Below are 16,411 nucleotides of genomic sequence, written 5' to 3' on the forward strand. Positions count from 1 at the left end.
CCACTCTTATAAAATGGCGCGGTCTTGTTTGGTTATAAAACTTACTTCGAGTAGTCCACAGGAAATTGATATTCCATTACCCAAAACTGAATATTTTTGATTTCACAAACTATTGGCATGGTTTTTATCAGACAATTTGCTGACAGCATAAGTAATAGCTAAAGCAGCTCCTCCAAATAACCCCCACTTTAGTACTTTCGATGCATAAGAGCTATTGCTTTTTTCTATCCTGGGATCACTTTCTTTTTTTAAATAACCATGATCCATTTGTTGTGACATATTTTCTATGACTTCTATTAAATACTGGATTATATCTTCCGGTTTGGCAGGATCTTCCGTATTACCCATCTGGATAAAGTTTTTTTGACTATGAAAATAGGCATCTGGATTCATTGGAGAAAGGTTATTGCCCAGAAAATCTTCTAATAAAACACCTACCGTATCATCACCATTAATTTGTTTGTTCACTAACTCTTCATCCAAACGCTCAATGGGTAGTTTTAATAAATAAAATTGCATGTATTGCAATACCATCACATGTTCATTTGGTGTTAAATCACCTTCTTTACGTTCAGTCGGAATTCCAAAAAACAGATTAAAGTTGGATTCGAAGTAAGATTTTATGGCCGTTTTTTGCTGAGCTGATAACCCCATACCGAGCCTCCTCCAATAGCTGTAAAGTGTAAATAATGCAAAGTAGAGCTTAACAGAAGACAGGCTGATCTTAAATATTTCATAATGAACTTACAATGAATTTTATGTATAAATTATAAATAATCAAATAAAAACAACATTAAGATTTTGCTGTCATTGGTTGGAGGAATTTGTTAAGTTAATCTTTTCTTTGAGTTTCACAAATCAATATGAATCGCTTCATTCGTTCTTTATTGTTTCTCTTGATAATCTGTTCTTCAGGCTCCTCCAATCTTTATGCAGCCAATAAAAACAATGATTTTGTTTTATTTGAAAAAATATTTACTGACTGGACTTTGGCATTTAATCAAAAAAAACTGACGCCAACCTGTGCTTTATTTTCAAAATCGTTGGTTGCCAATTATCAGGGTGCTCCGCAAAAGAATTACACGTCTATTTGTAATGGCTTTAAAAAAATATTTCAGCAAACAAGGAAAAATTACCAATATCATTATAAATTAAAACATGTCTATCGCTCAGGCCATCTTGCTGTTGCAAGAATTACCTGGTACTTGCAAATATTTGAGCAAGGAAAACTCATTTCCGAGACGCAAGATGAAGGATTAGATGTCTTTCTAAAAGATTCGCAAAATCAATGGAAAATTATCAATTTCATAGCATACCCTGTTCCTGACAATCCTCATGAAAAACACTAAAACAAGGTGGCGCAATAAATCGTAATATGCTCGTTGATTGATCTTGTTGTATTTTATCAATATAATCGACCCCCTATTTATTTGTTGAGTATTATAATGATCACTGAAATTGAAACATTACTAAAAAGGGCCGGGTTTACTTATGTAGGAAATGGCAGAGGCTTAGGTGAATTTGAAAAATATGAGAATCACCTCTATCATAAAAATATTTATGGCTCTATACAGCAGATCCAACTGGCTATGGATAGAGAGAATGACACGGTGAGAACTGTGTTTTCAAATAATGTTCCAGTAGAACTACGTGACAGTATTTATGATCTCATGAAAAACCCATCTGAAAAAAATTCGTTACAATTGAATTACCATTAGAATCTATTGATAATCCATTTTATAATATAATCTAAAAACGCCTAGGTGCCACGGCTAGTCCGTGATACCTATAAACTCTCGGGATACTGCGGAAAAGCCACAGTACGTAGTGATTATAGAGCAATTATCAACAGATACTGGATTTTGAGCCATAATTTTTTAAATGAAACCCATAACGCATATCGCAGATAAAAAAATACTATCTATCCCTATCAAAGAATGCGGTGAAGAACTCATTGATCTTAAGAACCAAAATATTATTGTTTATGGACCACCTCCAGAAACACCCTTAACCGCAAATGACTACACCAAAATACGTAAAACTGTATATCAAAAATTATGTTTGGCACAAAATGACCTGCCCAATGGCTGGCGTTTTAGATTATATGAAGGATTACGCAGTCTGTCTGTTCAGGAAATTCTGTTTAACCAACAATGCGATAACCTGCGTCAAAGCAAACAATACGATTCCTACGAGGATTTATTTGATGCGACGTGTCGCCTGGTTTCTCCAGTAATCCATTTAGATGGTACAGCCAATGTACCACCACATAGCACCGGGGCTGCAATCGATATTGAACTCATTGATAGCAATGGTAATTTGGTTAATCTTGGAATGGCCGCAAAGGATTGGTTGATCGTCGATCCTGATTTATGCGAAACCGATTCAAAACTCATTTCTGAAGAAGTTATGCAAAATCGTATTCTAATGCTGAAAATACTGACTAAGCATGGTTTTGTTAATTACCCCAGAGAGTGGTGGCATTTTTCCTATGGGGATCGTCTATGGGCCTATATGACAGAACATTCTACCGCTATCTACGGTGCAATCATAAATAATTAACAATGGGGTAGCATCTGTTATTCTTGAACTAATCTAATTAGTTGATTATTCTGTTAATATTACCTTAAAGAATATCTCTTATGACCCCATCCATTTCGCTTATTACCCTCTATTCTTTATTACCTGCCGTCTTGATGTTAATCGGTGGGGGGATCGCGAGCATTTACCGTCCCAGTAGTTCAATAACCAGCGCCACCCAACATTTTGCTGCGGGTGTTGTTTTTGCTGCTGTAGCAAAAGAACTGCTACCCAAAATCGGAGCATACCATGATCCTCTTGCTCTTATTATTGGCTTTTCAGTAGGTATTCTGGGCATGTTATTCCTAAAATGGTTGACTAACAGGCTCGAAGATCTTGAACAAGAAAAAACAGGTCTATCCTGGGGATTATTAACCGCAGTTGGAATTGATTTATTGATAGATGGTATCTTAATTGGGGTTGCTTTTTTGGCTGGCGAACGAGGAGGAATTCTTATCGCTATTGCTCTTGCTATTGAAATTTTCTTTTTGGGATTATCGACGACCGCCACTTTAGGGGCAAGACAAGTGAACGTGCCAATTCGTCTGTTAACCAGTGTCATTTTGGCCATATTGATCCCTGTGGGAGCTGCTCTGGGCGCCAGTTTATTAATTCATTTACCACAATCGATTACCAATGGAATTTTATCATTTGGTGTTGCGGCATTACTTTATCTGGTCACTGAGGAGTTATTGCTTGAAGCCCATGAGGTTCGTGAAACCCCTTACATTACTTTATGTTTTTTCATTGGATTTTTGCTTATTTTATTGTTAGAAGGGCTAGCAGCATAAATACAAGCAGGTATTTTAATAAAAACATAAGCTATGATGAGCTGAACCAGCCTGGAAAAACAAATACAAACCACTTTCTATAGTCTGAAAATTAAATTTTCTTCCATTTTTTTTAACTCCGTTTGATCAAGGGGGAAGTCCACAGTCCAGGGCTTTATCGGCTGGGGAAGGTTTGTTTCAGTACAGTAAATTTTCAACTCTTGCGCTGAAATATGATCGATATCAAACTCCTTAACCAGTATTTGCACCCCCTCCTCAAAACTGGTTAAAGTTTTTTGAATGACTTCATCAACTTCATGTTTTGAAAATTTCAATTGATTCGATTGGGCATCCCAAACCAACGATTTACGTCCATGTTCAGTAATAGCTCCAACAACCGTTTTATTATCTCGAATAGAAATTGTATCCGGATAACGCTCCAATTTTAGCAAGTTCATTTCTACCGTTTTAAGATCTATCGTGAGCAAATCAGTCTGCATCAATCGAAACCACCCTTGACTGGTTTTTCTCTCCAGAACATGCACACCATCCTGCTTATAAAATTTAAATTCTTCCTTGCCTTGTAAAATAGGCTCGTCTTTTTCTGTAATCAATATCGGAAACCTTGGAGCAGAAGCGCCCAATCCCGGATCTAGAAGAAATTTTTTGTCTCCCAGAATTACTACTAAAACAAGATGAGTAGCAGGTAACGCAAGTACCTTAGGAGAATTCACAGGTTCGCCAATAAGAACATGCGCCGCACAATATTCCGTCTTAAATCCCAATTGCATTAATGCATCAAACAACAGACCGGCACTTTGGTAACAATACCCTCCGTGTTCTGAAGAAAGCAGCTTTTTATAATTAAAAAAAGACAAGGATTGTCTTTGGACAGGGTGTTGATTGCCAGCCCGACGTAATTCAAAATTGGAATAAGGAAAAGCTTTGACATGTGCCAAATAGATACTGTTTAGATATTTAATTTGTTCTTCTAGAGGTAAATCAGATAATACTTGAAAACCTAATTTTAATTTCTGGAGATATTCCTTTAAGTCGATTGGTTTCATATTAAACTAAATCATAATACTTCTTTACATCGTATCTGGTTTAAGTTTGAAAATAAAGTGTTTTATTAAAACAAAAATCAAGGGTTCCGTAGAACCCTCTGTTCGGAACCCAAGTAGAATTGACAAAACACTTAGTTTCCATGGTTAAACTATCCAGCTAAGCCAGCTTATTGGCTATTTCTGTTTTGAGTGTTTCCAGATTATTGGTGAATGCATCCATTTTTTCAGAAGAATCTGTTTTTATATTTTCTTTGCTAGAAAAGAAAACTCCTATATATCCCTTTGTAGATGAAAAGTGCACAACCAATGCAGGAATAACTGCTATGCTTGCAAAAACTCCTAAAATTCTTCTAACAAAATCAGGATAGCCATGCCAACCGCGATGAGTTGATAAAACAGGCCTGGCCTCATCCAGAACTTTCTTACATTTCCTTTCAAATTTCTGAAATGATTGAGGAGTGATTTCATTCATAAAAAAATCATTTCTTACTTTGGATAAATCATTAATTAGTCCTTGCATAACATTGGTTGCTACATGAAGAGAACTATATTTTTTACTCAGTAATTCTGCTTTTCTTTGTAATTCGTCCAATAGCTTATTGAATGAATTCTGATACGGCATAATTTGCGAGCGCAGTATCAGTTGATCATGTTGTTGTTTTGCACGTATTTCATCTTCTTTAGTAAAGAGCTTTTCAAGGTGTGGACAATACTTTAAAAACAATGCGATTAATTTTAAATCCCCATTATTTATCGCCTGGGTTAAATGAGCCTTGTTGAATTGATCCTTATAAGCAGTATTTGTCTTAAAATTATCTTCAATGCGCTGATAATAAGTATCAAATAAGGCAACCATCTTTGATGACTTTACCGGATCGCTTTTATCGTAACATCGTGCCCAATCAAGCGCAGTCCTTCCTCCTGTTGGGGCTTCTCCTATTTTATAGCGATGATTCTGCGTCACTATTGTTCTGACATGGATATCAGCACCTGAATCCATCAAATATTCCACGATATCCACATGACCATTAGCACAAGCCCAAAGCAAAGGAGTTTGTTGGAAAGAGTCTTTGGACTCCAATAAATCCGGTCTATGCTTTATAATGATTTTAACCAGTTCGAAATCTCCATTTTTTGCTGCCTGAATTAAATCTTTCCCGTCAATATTCACCGCATGGCGAGAGTCTGCTTTAAGAAACGCTCGAATCAAATCAGTATTAACCGGTCTACTCTTTATCACCGCAATAAACACAGATGGGAAAACAAGATTGGCGTAGTTTTCAATTAAAAGTTTTGCATGTTCGTATTTCTTTTTTTGAATAACTTCGCTTAAGATTCGTGACTTTTGATATTTTGTCAGATAGCGAATTTTTGCCACCACAGATTCAGCTATCCCGTCATCACTCACGTCTTTATCCAGTAGAGCTTTTAACTGTTGAAACTCTCTTGATTTATCAATATAAAATTGTCTTTGATTATAAAAAATCTCAAAATTTGTAGATGAAATTTTCTTTTGCTGCTCCAAACTTCGTATATTACCCTCTTCATTAATAGGGCTGGTGCTCCAACAAAGACGTCCTCCCATCACGATATAATTCGAATCGTGGAGCAACTGAGCACTGCATGCTATTCTTAGTTCGTCAAAATGTTCAGCATCAATATGAGCCAAGACAATGCCATAAGTCGATTCAGCGATAGATGCGTATTCTGCAGAAGACAGCTCAAATTCATCTGCCATCATTTTCATAAACACTTGTTCATCAGTACATAATTTTAATACCAAATTATTCAACGTATCCCTATCTTCGAACATGCCAAGGATTTTTTTTGCACTTTCCTTGTTTTTTAAACGCAACTGCAAAGAACATAAATAAAGAAACGTTTGTAAAATAAACAATTGATAAGTGTTCCTGCGTTTACATCCTGATTCAGAATCATCATTAGTGCTTTCTTTATATTTATCAAAAGCCTGATTATAGACGTCTGCAAATGTTTTTTGCCTGGTTCCTGATTGTTCAGTCAGCAAATTGGCTTGTTTAAATATTGATTTAATGGCATCGACTACCTCTTCCTTTTTCCAGGTACTGTAGTCTTCGTTCTCTCCAAAAGCAGCCGCCAAATTGCTTTCCATGACTTCGAAAACAGCCGATTGTTGATTTTCCAAAGAGGTATCCTGTTTTTGCAGGATTTCATAAACTGCTTTAAATAAAGTTTTGGGATCTTTATTATCTTTTTTGCATAAGTAATCTACTGGGTCAGAATCCAGTTTTCCAAGCGCATCAGCAATCAAGTCCAAGTTATCTTCGGCAACAGATTTTTGCACATGAGACAGCGCTTCGAGACATTGATTAATATTAGACTGGGCAAGTAATTGCTTGTAGCGGGACTCATTGGTGTTTCTCAGACTCATTACATTGGGCAAATCAAATTGTCGCACTCTGTCAGGATATACCGTTACAACAAACTCACTCTTTGATACCATGATTTCATCGCTATGATTAAAATCATTTTTCATGTCTTCAAAACCTGGATTTCCTTTTCTAAAAACGAGAGCTTGTTCTTTTAACTCATTAAGATTCGCTATGATGGTTTCAAGAAAAAGTTGCTCATCCACGGTGATTTCAGGGGACGATTTGAGGCTATTTAATTCTTCAATCAGACTTGAGAACAATTCGGTAAAAGGTTTTGTAGAGTGATGGTTTCCCGGTTTCCGCTTACCGTAAAAAAAAGTTCTTCTTTCTAAATCCGATTTGCAGGTATTATCGCCAAATAAATAAAGAAAAATCGGGTTGGCTTCATCAGCAGTAAAATTGTCGGAAATGCTGGCCGCACCTGTTAAAGGCACAATTATTGATAACTCACCTGATTTATCTAAATGAACAAAGGGATATTTTTCGAATATCTTGGCTAATTGGTCTTTCAATTTCGTTATACTCTTGCATGTTAAACTCTTTTGGCGCCATTGTAATATAGTTTGCTTAAGACAAAATTAATAACACTATGAGCATAAATAAACCCCAGAAAAACCTCTTGTTTTCTCTGTAGCAAGGAAACTCCAAAATTTGAAAAATGAATAACTTGCCTATTATTTACAAATACTGCCACTTTTTTTAATATTCGCTGATTCAATAACAAGGAGTTTCCAGTGGCTTTTCAAAGATCATTTTTTTCCCATGTCGAAGACGATTGGCGTTATTATCAAAACATTCGTGCCAAATACTCTGATGCTATACCCATACCACAAAGAAAATATTTAGAACCCATTCATTCGATAGATTCATTAGCTACATTAGCAGTAAGGCCTATTGAAAAACCTCTTTGGCTAGGTGTTCACACGGCAGGTTTTTTGCTGAAAGCGATAATCCACTTGGTGGGGGCATTAATTCTATCACCATTTGCATTGATCTTTGCGATATGTGTTCCTAGATCCGAGCTGAGAGAACAAACTGTCTCATCATTTAAAGCCACTGCTGCCGGATCTATTGTCGCTACAGGTATGGCTTGTGTTGCCTTACTCTCGACCTTAATGTCCCTTATTTTTAATCCATTGTATGTATTAAGTCGAAGTGCCGCCACAGGAATTGATCATATTAATTCAGTAACCGAATCCTGTTGCGGCCTGACTATTGCGAAATGCTGATTAAGGGATGTAATCACAACACCTACTTAATTCAAATCTGACAAAAACTAGAGAACAGATGGCTTCATCTGTTCAGCTGTCTCACTTTTTACTCTCATAGTTGATATTGCCCCCCCAATCAAATCAATCAAATTAACAATGGGGCTAACAATCACGCCAATTGCAGTAATAAGAGAAACAGCAAAATGCACAATACTATCAATAATACGAATCTTTGCAGCGTTTTTATCAGAAAAAACTAAGTTGTTAAGAGACTTTAAGCTCAAATAGAGAGACGACGCAACAAGTTCTATAGTAATAATAGAAAAACTAATCGGTGCTGTTACCACATGACTTGCTCTGTATAAAAAATTAGAGGCAGATGAATAGGGTGAAAAAAAAACAGATTTAAGGGGTTTGTCTTTCCCTTTCAAATAATGGTCAATAGCCAGATAAGTGGTACCACCTTGTTCTAATAAAAATTCATTAAATGTTTTTAAGAAATTATTAAACGACATAAATACTCCCTGTTAAAAAAATCTTCACCATAATATCTGAATTTACACTAATTACTAAAGATAATTTCGATAATGATTTTACTGGAATCAATTTCTGGAAATTTTACCCGATGTAATTACTCTACTTGATTATAAAATCATAACTTCAGCATAATGCATGGCATATTTTTTCTGGATTAGGAGTATTTCATGCTTCAATTTAAATGGTATGAGTTTTCAGACTTAACAAGCCAGCAGCTCTATGACATTCTGGCATTGCGAGCGAACGTTTTTGTAGTAGAACAGCACTGTTCCTACCTGGATCCAGACGGCAAAGATTTTTTTTCCATCCATTTATTGGGTTTGGAAGAAAATTCTCTCGTGGCTTATTTGCGCCTGTTTCTTCCAACTGAGATCGAAAACCATCTCACATTTGGCCGTGTTGTTACAGCCAAATCAGTGCGCTCTAAAGGATATGGAAGAAAACTGATACGCGAGTTATTGTCTTATTGTGATCTGCATTACCCCGGTATTCGTATCCAATGCTCTGCTCAAAATTACTTGAAAAAATTCTATGAAGGATATGGCTTTAAAGGTTATGGAGAGATTTATGAGGAAGATGGTATTCCACATCTTGCCATGCAAAGAACTTTATAAAATCGTAATAGCCAATCCGGATTTCCGGTAGGAAATCCATGACCATTATCAAACTTTTAAATTGACATCGGTGTCACAATAAAGCACACTTTTTCTCATGTTTGCTCACTACTAATGTTGTTTAAAGTAATATTCTTTGGAGATGTTATGACGAAAATTGTTTATCTACAAAACGACCCGGATAAGATGCTTTATTATAAAGACAGCGTCCCTAAAGATTTAAAAGTGGTTGAGCCAGATGCCAAAATGATGTTAGAAATTTTAGAGCAAAAATTAAAACTACTTGAAGTAGTGGATTTGGATTGGTTTTATTGTGCAATTTGTATGGAACTGCCTAAAGAGCCAGTATTTTATCCAACCTCAGAAGGCATTAGCAATCTTTACGAAAAAAGTGTATTAGTAAAATGGTTTTCAAGAGATTCCGGGAATAAATCCGACCCCGTTGGACTTAGTTCAAATGTTACTATCTCCCAATATAAAACTCCTACTCCAAAAGAATTGCTTGATTTTGTTATTAAATCAACAGGATTTGCTGAAGAGGTGTTTATTGAGCATTACAAAAAACCCCCGGTAAAAAAAGTTCCTCCGGAAGAAGAGCGTTTGCTTGAGACACCCGATTATACTAGACGAAATGAAATAGATAGCCCATCTCATTCACAGCAAAGATCCTGCTTGAGTCTCTTGTTGTATAGTATTTTTGGTTGTAAAGAAAAGAGATACGCAACACAGGAAAAACCTGAATCTCTAACATCAAAATATCTACCGTCTAATCATTAATAAAGACAAATCCGGTCTTTTTTAGACAGTTTTTATTATGCATACAACTTACCTCCCAGGTTAAGGCAAAAAATGTTTTTAATGAGGGGCTTAGATAAACTAAATGACCGAATTAAAAACATTTTTAACAAAGAAATTGGGGATTTTAGAAAGTCCTGATGTATAATATTGATATAGTTCAACTAATCAAGGTGCTCTATGTTGACTCCTCCACCTGACTCAAAAATTTCAACCACCGATAAAAGTTTGGATAAATTAAGTATTCCAATGGATATGCTTAAACAGATGAATGAGTCAACAATGGAACAAACCAAACTCGATGAACTACGAAAAAAAATGTCCCTGCAAACTGAAATACTCAATAAAACGAAAGCAGACAATGAGATGTTTTTTCGTTTACTTATCGAATTAATGTCTTTAAAACTCCAAGGTGAATTATTTAAAGAACAATTAAGCAAAATTTCTAAAGAAAGTGGTTATGACAGCGTACAAAGCGCATTAATTCAAGCCACAAACTCAGAAGGACAAAGTCCTTTGCAATATGCCTTGCAAAAGCAAGACTTTACTACGGCAAAGTATTTTCTGGATAACGGAGCAAAAGCAGGCCCGATAGAAAAAGCCGTCTTTGAAATTGCGCTTGACAGTAAGGCTGCTAAAGAATTTGGATTCCCACCACTGCCCCCTGAAAAAGAAAAATTGCATCCTGTCAAAAATTTTGGTCTGGTTTTAGGTATAAAAACAACCAGTGTGGATGGCACTCCCTCCCAATTCGGCCATATAGCACCAACTTATCAATTGATGACAGATTCTGTCAGTCATTTTGCCAAATCTCATCCTGATAATAAGAATTTTCAGGAAATAGCCAATGCTTTCCATTTTTCAAATGAGGCATCGGCATTCAAGTTTAGCACACCGCAACGAAATCCGGAAGCAGGAAACGATCTTGCAAGACGCATTCAAGGCGGTGAACTCACCACAATTCCTGTTAGCTGTAAAGGCCATGCCATGGGATTATCATATGTACCTGACGGCCCTGGTTCTAAATCTGGCTACCTGGTATATACCAATCGCGGTCTGGGAGCAAAGAGCAATGAACATGGTACTCATATCTTCCGAATCGAGGATTCCAGTAAAATTACATCCGAGTTTGCCAATAACATGGCAAATGGACATTCGAATGGTGCTTCTCATGAAGAAATTATGTCTCAAATTAAAGCGGTTGCTGGAAACAAGGAACCTATTCATCACATCAAACAAAAAGGACAAAAAAATGACAATTGCACAATAGCCAATTCCCGCTCCAACATAGAGGGGATACTATTATGTCAAAAAGCCAGAGAAGTGGGAGGGTTTGATAAATTAACTGAAAGCGACAAAGAATCTGTTAAAAAGGAGTACAAGGAATTTACCAAACATATGAGAGTTGAAAAAGTCAATGAATTAGCCAAAGCCCTTAAAGAAAATCCTCAGGATCCTGATTTAAATAATTTGACCAAAGAATATTTAAAACAACATCCAAACGCCGACCCTAAACTAAAACAAACGTTAGAAACTGCATTAAAACAGGCTTCTGAAAACAATATGACATTAAGTCAACCAGGCAGCTACAAAACCATTTAATGGAATAGTGTCTACATGGATTGTAATATCCAAAATAGTTTAATGGCCTCGCCATAATCGAGCGGTTTAATTAAATGGCCTCGAATATTCAAAGGCTCAAACGCCTGCTTATCCTTGCTAGTATAGGCTGCTGTAAGCACAAAGACTTCAATATCTGTAAATTGAGAATCAGCTCGTAATTCTTTTAAGAACTCAATACCATTCATTTTAGGTATATTAATATCGAGAAGAATCAACTTGGGATGAATTTTATTTTCTTTATTTCGACCATAAAGCATGTCCAATGCCTGATTTCCACTTTTAGCTATTTGAATCTTGATTAATGAACTTATTTTATGGAATACACGCTCAACGGACTGAATATCGACCTCATCATCTTCCAAATACAAAATATCTATTTTATCAGCTGCGAGGTCCATCACTATTCTCCGTGAGACAATATTCTATTTTTTATTTCTAAATTAATTATAGACCTAAACCTTTATTGATGAGGTATTTTAGGCCATGTAAATGAAAACTTTGCTCCTTTACCCAACTCTGATTCCACCTCAATTTTCCCATTTTGAGACTCTACAATTTTCTTTACTATAGTTAATCCTATGCCAGTAGTTTCTGCCTCATCTTTGGATTTTAAAGTTTGAAATATTCTGAATATTTTCTCAAAATACACCGGCTCAATGCCTGGACCATCATCTGCCACATAAAACTCATAAAACGAACATCTATCCAAAACACCAATTTCGATAGTTCCCGTTTTACAGTGATGGTGTTTCATGCTGTTTGCAATCAGATTAGAAAAAACCTGGCTTAGAAGTAATTTGGCAGTTGGCAGTTGGGGCATGGACTCATGAACTATGATAGTAAATTGTTCATCGTGATTAAGAATATCCATTATTTCTTGAATTAACTCTTTAGTATCTACCCATTCTATCTCCATATTGACCCGTCCTGCCCGCGCATATTGTAACAAGCCATCTACCATGCCGCTCATGCGATGACTACGTTCTCTAAGCAATTGAAGATTTTTTCTGGAAGAAGGATCCAGCTTATTTCCACAATCCTCTTCAATCCAGGTTGCCAATTGAATAATAGCTCTTAGCGGTGCTTTTAGATCATGGGAAATAATGTATGAAAATTCTTCAAGATTCTGGTTACTTTTAATCAGCTTTTCTTCAAACTTTTTAATTTCGGTAATATCTTTTGAAATAATGACGTAACCTACTTTTTTTCCTTTTGAATTATGATGTATGCTCATAGTAACAGAAGCAGTGAACTGGGATCCGTCTTTTCTCACCCTTTGAAATATTTCTTCCGCCTTCCCTTCCCGACGTACTGTTTGAAAAAATTTTCTTACTTTACCCGACTGGATATCTTCCTCTGTGTGCAAAATTTCGATGCTCTTTTTGTTTATTAATTCATGAGCCTCATAGCCGTAATTTCGCCTGGCCCCTTCATTCCAAACTAGGATAACGCCTTTCAAATTGATTGCAATGATTGAATATTCAATTGCGCTTTCTAATATGGTTTGTAAAGTACTTTTGGCATTGCGTTCTTCTTCTGTTTTAGCGATTTGCAGCTTTAATGCCTTGGTCTTCTCTTTTAATTTTTTACTTATTTCTTTTTGAGCTTTTAAACTCTCTTCCAGACGCTGGGCAAAACGATATAACTCGGATATTTTTTTTTCACTTATTTCTTCAGCTTCTTTCCTTGCGCGTATCTCTCTATCAAGATGGCGTAACAATACTTCGTAATCACTCATCAGGATCGCCTTTCGTTAATATAAATCTTACCTTAAAGCCCGTTTTTGCAAGCAGATTTTCACGTACAATACTAATATTTTCCCTATGATAATTAATACAACCTCTTATTAAACCTTCCGCAAAATCGGCTAAAGAACGTGAAGAAGTGTAAATCATTTCCAATTGATTTGGACTGAGATATTGGCATTCAAAATGAGGCAATTCAGTATGGTCATACAATTTTTTCACTTCGAAATGAATATGTGTTTCAAGCTCTTCCAAAAATTGAAACACCGTTTTTTTTTTCCTGAAAAATTGAGGATATTTTTTTGCAAAAACCTCAAACAAATATTCTCCATATTCTTGTAAAATCACTGATGTTGGTTTGCCATTTTTCACACCAAGCGCTTTAACCAATTGAAATAATTCCTTGGGAGAGTATGTACCGATAGACGTGTAGGCTCCATGGGACTTCAAATGACTATCCATAATAATTTGATCTACCAGAGTGTAGGATTCACTTTTTTCTACAAAATTGAGAAATTCGTTGAATATGATTCCTTTCATAGACAAAGTGTTTTATATCAATTGAGCTATATTTTAAGTATAGTCATAAATTTGTTACTAAATAATATAATCCTTACGCAATCAGGAAGTCCTAACTCAATACCACAATATTTAACCTCTCTGATATTACCCTGTTCGGAAGAAAAAAATAATTTCCTAGGTTAGCTGATTTGAAAAGGCAGGTAACTTGGACCAGTCCGGATAAGTTAATTCCCATAATCGATAAATTTTTTCATCTTTATATTGAGCAATCAATATGACTTCAATTCTCTTGGCAGGCTCATTAGGTCGAGTGGTGGTAATAAATACCCGCCCGGCTATTTTTTCACCTTGCTCAAGAAAAGTCTCTTCATCATACTCAACTTGATATTGAATTTCAGTCGCATAATATTGTTGATGTGAGCTTAGAAATTCATCATAGTCTGTCACTATGTCATTGGTATAGAGTAAAAACTCCCTATGATAATATTCTGGAATAAGATTAGCATTTTTCTTAATTACCATTTGAGCAAACATTTCTTTTAATTTTTGTATATACATTTTCTACTCTCAAATTAATTTTTCAAAATTATACAACAATTATTTAGCAATAAAACTGATCATTTTGAAAAATTACCCTCAGTATTGTTCATTAATTGAAGAAAGGTTACTATGAAATTGCATGGAAGTAATCATTAATACTGGATAATAGGAGAAAAGGAATGTCTCAATTCAATTTTTTTGAAAAAAACCAGGCTTTTGATGAAAACAATTTCGAGCAAAAATTGCAGGATGCAATCAACCTGATAAAACAAAATCAATCTTTTGTCGCAAGATTAGTGCTTGATGTCATAAATTCCAATCAAATCACAGTAAGTACTTTCTTTCAACTTACCCCAGATCATTACCAGAGAATGAAAACCATTATGAAAAAGGACTATCATACTACTCTTCCAAAAACTTTCCCGCCTACAATGTCGGCAGTACGTAAAATTGAGAAAGAACTGGATGGTATTATTTATGATCACCAACATATTTATATCAGCTCGACAAAAAGCGTTGAAGAAATTGCCAAAACATTAATTCATGAAGTCTGTCATTTTTTAAATTCAGATCTTTATGATAAGGAACTGGAAACAGAAGCGTCAAAACAAGTCAGCTATAAAGATGAAATAAGAGCATTTACAGCAGAAAAAATGTTTGAAAAAAATAATGGCTACCTGCTCAGAAGCGATATAAACCAAATACATGAAACGGTTACCGAGTTATATCCTGAATTCACCGATCCGGATAACCCAATATCAGGGTATATTTACAGCACTTTTGATAAACCTTCTTAATATTATCCAAGCTTTTGTCAAGGGTAAGAGTCTACGAATCTTCAAGAATATTAAGTATAATTGTTGTGAGTTTGAATTATAAAATAAATCCATTTTCTTATCTTAAACTCACAGCAATTAAAACTTAAAAGATTATCCAGAGAGCCTTCATGTCAAAACAAGAACATATCATTTCTCATAACACCGATTCATTTCATCTGAATAGCGTTATAAAACAAATGAAGGAAAGAATAATAAAAGAGGGTGATAAGGCACATGTCACGGTAGAAACACAGCTTAAAATTCTTCAAGAATTAAGTCAATTTGGGTTTGGTCAATTTCTAATAAAAAATCAGGGCATCAATGGGTATTGGACCCATTATATGTTGACTCATCCATGGTTCGGAAGAAAAACCGGGTTAAACAATAGTGGCGAGCCATTATCAGACATGGAACGTTTCTTATTGGACAAGGCACCAACAATGTTAGCAACCCAACAACGTTTTGAGTTATTTTTACAGGAAAATCAGAAAGCCCTATTTAATGGTGCGACCCTTGCTTCTATTCCCTGTGGGATGTTAGGGGAGTTACTTTATCTTGATTTCAATGGCATTAACAACATCCGACTCATTGGTATAGATTATGACCCGGCAGCATTAGATGATGCCAAGATCTTGGCAAAACAACAAAAGCTGGACAAATTCACAACGCTTGTTTGTCGTAATGCCTGGGAACTCAATATTCAAGAAAAATTCGACCTCATTTCCAGCAACGGGTTAAACATTTATGAACCAGATGATAATAAAGTCCTTGATTTATACCAGCAATTCCATACAGCCCTAAAAAAAGGAGGAAAGTTAGTAACCAGTTTTTTAACCTATCCTCCTCACCTGAGTGCACAATGCGAATGGATGTTGAATAAAATTAATCCAGAGGATTTATTACTGCAGAGAATTATTTTTTCAGATATTTTGAATGCAAAATTCCAGTGTTATTGCTCATCCCAACAAACCCAAAAACAACTCGAGTTGGCGGGCTTCAAGAATATTCATTTTCTGTATGACGAGGCCCATCTCTTCCCAACCGTAATAGCTGAAAAATAACAAGAAAAAGGAAATTCTTATCAGTATTTTTTAAGCCACAGCGATAAATGTTATGTGCTAACTGCCATTGAGAATAAGCTTAATGCCAAGAACAATTTCCAAAACCTGAAAGGATAC

Annotated in this window: 18 protein-coding genes; 10 read left to right on the forward strand and 8 right to left on the reverse strand. The window is 35.6% G+C overall.

Going from position 1 to position 16,411, the window contains the following annotated elements; translation table 11 throughout:
• Window positions 1-102: 102 nt before the first annotated feature.
• Window positions 103-717: a hypothetical protein gene (locus EL201_RS12435; RefSeq protein WP_080273118.1), complete on the reverse strand. Its 615-nt coding sequence runs from the start codon at window positions 715-717 to the stop codon at window positions 103-105.
• A gap of 146 nt (window positions 718-863) precedes the next feature.
• Here EL201_RS12435 and EL201_RS12440 point away from each other — a divergent pair, with 146 nt between their 5' ends.
• From EL201_RS12440 to EL201_RS12455, 4 genes are all read left to right on the forward strand, one after another.
• Complete coding sequence (locus EL201_RS12440; RefSeq protein WP_027222552.1) at window positions 864-1,349, forward strand: Cif family virulence factor; 486 nt, start codon at window positions 864-866, stop codon at window positions 1,347-1,349.
• 96 nt (window positions 1,350-1,445) lie between these two features.
• The gene (locus tag EL201_RS12445; protein ID WP_027222553.1) at window positions 1,446-1,718 is read left to right on the forward strand and encodes a hypothetical protein; all 273 of its coding nucleotides are present in this window, start codon (window positions 1,446-1,448) and stop codon (window positions 1,716-1,718) included.
• A 163-nt stretch (window positions 1,719-1,881) separates the two neighbouring features.
• The gene (locus tag EL201_RS12450) at window positions 1,882-2,562 is read left to right on the forward strand and encodes a M15 family metallopeptidase (protein WP_027222554.1); all 681 of its coding nucleotides are present in this window, start codon (window positions 1,882-1,884) and stop codon (window positions 2,560-2,562) included.
• Window positions 2,563-2,642: 80 nt separating this feature from the next.
• Window positions 2,643-3,371: a ZIP family metal transporter gene (locus EL201_RS12455; RefSeq protein WP_027222555.1), complete on the forward strand. Its 729-nt coding sequence runs from the start codon at window positions 2,643-2,645 to the stop codon at window positions 3,369-3,371.
• Window positions 3,372-3,448: 77 nt separating this feature from the next.
• Here EL201_RS12455 and EL201_RS12460 read toward each other — a convergent pair whose 3' ends face one another.
• Together EL201_RS12460 and ankF are read right to left on the reverse strand one after the other, a co-directional pair.
• The gene (locus EL201_RS12460; RefSeq protein WP_027222556.1) at window positions 3,449-4,417 is read right to left on the reverse strand and encodes an arylamine N-acetyltransferase; all 969 of its coding nucleotides are present in this window, start codon (window positions 4,415-4,417) and stop codon (window positions 3,449-3,451) included.
• A 157-nt stretch (window positions 4,418-4,574) separates the two neighbouring features.
• Complete coding sequence (gene ankF, locus EL201_RS12465) at window positions 4,575-7,340, reverse strand: Dot/Icm T4SS effector AnkF/LegA14/Ceg31 (protein ID WP_027222557.1); 2,766 nt, start codon at window positions 7,338-7,340, stop codon at window positions 4,575-4,577.
• A gap of 222 nt (window positions 7,341-7,562) precedes the next feature.
• Here ankF and EL201_RS12470 point away from each other — a divergent pair, with 222 nt between their 5' ends.
• Window positions 7,563-8,057 (forward strand): hypothetical protein, encoded by a 495-nt coding sequence (locus EL201_RS12470; RefSeq protein ID WP_027222559.1) that lies wholly within the window; start codon window positions 7,563-7,565, stop codon window positions 8,055-8,057.
• 47 nt (window positions 8,058-8,104) lie between these two features.
• On the opposite strand, the gene EL201_RS12475 is transcribed toward EL201_RS12470, so the two are convergent.
• The gene (locus tag EL201_RS12475; protein ID WP_027222560.1) at window positions 8,105-8,554 is read right to left on the reverse strand and encodes a hypothetical protein; all 450 of its coding nucleotides are present in this window, start codon (window positions 8,552-8,554) and stop codon (window positions 8,105-8,107) included.
• 189 nt (window positions 8,555-8,743) lie between these two features.
• On the opposite strand from EL201_RS12475, the gene EL201_RS12480 reads away from it, so the two are divergent.
• The 3 genes from EL201_RS12480 to ankD all read left to right on the forward strand — a co-directional run bounded on the left by EL201_RS12480 (window position 8,744) and on the right by ankD (window position 11,587).
• Window positions 8,744-9,190, forward strand: coding sequence for a GNAT family N-acetyltransferase (locus EL201_RS12480; RefSeq protein ID WP_027222561.1), 447 nt, complete (start codon window positions 8,744-8,746; stop codon window positions 9,188-9,190).
• Between the two features lie 147 nt (window positions 9,191-9,337).
• The gene (locus tag EL201_RS12485) at window positions 9,338-9,967 is read left to right on the forward strand and encodes an RING finger protein (RefSeq protein WP_027222562.1); all 630 of its coding nucleotides are present in this window, start codon (window positions 9,338-9,340) and stop codon (window positions 9,965-9,967) included.
• A gap of 198 nt (window positions 9,968-10,165) precedes the next feature.
• The gene (gene ankD, locus EL201_RS12490; RefSeq protein ID WP_027222563.1) at window positions 10,166-11,587 is read left to right on the forward strand and encodes a Dot/Icm T4SS effector AnkD/LegA15; all 1,422 of its coding nucleotides are present in this window, start codon (window positions 10,166-10,168) and stop codon (window positions 11,585-11,587) included.
• A gap of 11 nt (window positions 11,588-11,598) precedes the next feature.
• On the opposite strand, the gene EL201_RS12495 is transcribed toward ankD, so the two are convergent.
• The 4 genes from EL201_RS12495 to EL201_RS12510 all read right to left on the reverse strand — a co-directional run bounded on the left by EL201_RS12495 (window position 11,599) and on the right by EL201_RS12510 (window position 14,433).
• Complete coding sequence (locus EL201_RS12495; protein ID WP_027222564.1) at window positions 11,599-12,006, reverse strand: response regulator; 408 nt, start codon at window positions 12,004-12,006, stop codon at window positions 11,599-11,601.
• Between the two features lie 62 nt (window positions 12,007-12,068).
• Window positions 12,069-13,346 (reverse strand): sensor histidine kinase, encoded by a 1,278-nt coding sequence (locus EL201_RS12500; protein WP_027222565.1) that lies wholly within the window; start codon window positions 13,344-13,346, stop codon window positions 12,069-12,071.
• Complete coding sequence (locus tag EL201_RS12505; protein ID WP_027222566.1) at window positions 13,339-13,893, reverse strand: heme NO-binding domain-containing protein; 555 nt, start codon at window positions 13,891-13,893, stop codon at window positions 13,339-13,341. The genes EL201_RS12500 and EL201_RS12505 overlap by 8 nt, the downstream gene beginning before the upstream one ends.
• A 156-nt stretch (window positions 13,894-14,049) precedes the next feature.
• Window positions 14,050-14,433, reverse strand: coding sequence for a hypothetical protein (locus tag EL201_RS12510; RefSeq protein WP_027222567.1), 384 nt, complete (start codon window positions 14,431-14,433; stop codon window positions 14,050-14,052).
• A gap of 140 nt (window positions 14,434-14,573) precedes the next feature.
• Between EL201_RS12510 and EL201_RS12515 the strand changes: the two genes are divergently transcribed.
• Window positions 14,574-15,212 carry a hypothetical protein gene (locus EL201_RS12515; protein WP_080273122.1) on the forward strand — a complete coding sequence of 213 codons (639 nt, stop codon included), beginning with the start codon at window positions 14,574-14,576 and terminating at the stop codon, window positions 15,210-15,212.
• 149 nt (window positions 15,213-15,361) lie between these two features.
• Window positions 15,362-16,294, forward strand: coding sequence for a class I SAM-dependent methyltransferase (locus EL201_RS12520; RefSeq protein ID WP_027222569.1), 933 nt, complete (start codon window positions 15,362-15,364; stop codon window positions 16,292-16,294).
• The last annotated feature ends 117 nt before the right edge of the window (window positions 16,295-16,411 follow it).

The sequence above is a fragment of the Legionella pneumophila subsp. pascullei genome, assembly GCF_900637585.1.
Classification (GTDB): Bacteria; Pseudomonadota; Gammaproteobacteria; order Legionellales; family Legionellaceae; genus Legionella; species Legionella pascullei.